Raw genomic sequence first — 722 nt, 5'->3', positions numbered from 1 at the left:
ACACCGATTATCCAGTGGCTGCTGGACCAGGAAGGCGCATTCGATCATTTCAGCCAGTCGATGCTGTTGCGGGTGCCGGCGCTACGCGAGGCCCCGCTGACCGCCGCGCTGCAGGACCTGCTCGATCACCACCACGCATTGCGCTTGCGGCTCAACGCGGATGATTCGCTGGAAATAGCACCGGCAGGTAGTGTTTCTGCCGCAGGCTGCCTGCGGCGTGTCGCGCTGCATGGGCTCGACAAAGAGGCGAGGGCGCAAGAGCTGCAGCGGGAGACCAGTGCCGCGCAGAGTCGCCTGGCACCGGGCGCCGGGCAGATGCTGCAGGGGGTCTGGTTTGACGATGACGGTGAATCGCGCCTGTTGCTTGTGATCCACCACCTGGTGGTCGACGGTGTTTCGTGGCGGATTCTGGTACCGGACTTACAGGCCGCCTACAACGCCCGTGAGCGGGGCGAAGCGTCGGCTCTGGAGCCGGTTCCCACATCTTTCCGGGAATGGGCCTTGGCACTGCCAGCGGCAGCGGCGCAGCGGCGTGCGGAAATACCTTTCTGGCAGTCGATGTCGGCTGGCGTGGATCCGCTGCTGACACCGCGGCCGCTGGATCCGAGTCGCGATACGGTGGCCACCCGCCGTGAATTGAGTTTGCGGCTGGAGACGGACGTCACGCGCATACTGCTGACCCGTGCACCGGAGCGTATTCACGGCCGGATCAACGATGTACT

The 722-nt window shown here is 64.8% G+C and carries 1 protein-coding gene; it reads left to right on the top strand.

Translation table 11 applies throughout. From position 1 onward, the window contains the following. The coding region (locus tag ACCI49_RS24915) for a condensation domain-containing protein (RefSeq protein WP_371841957.1) at positions 1 to 722 on the top strand (722 nt) is incomplete at both ends.

This window comes from Microbulbifer epialgicus (assembly GCF_041447265.1).
In the GTDB taxonomy this organism is placed as follows: Bacteria; Pseudomonadota; Gammaproteobacteria; order Pseudomonadales; family Cellvibrionaceae; genus Microbulbifer; species Microbulbifer epialgicus.
The sequence above is the reverse complement of the archived record's forward strand: the minus strand, read 5'-3'. Positions and strand labels throughout refer to the sequence as shown.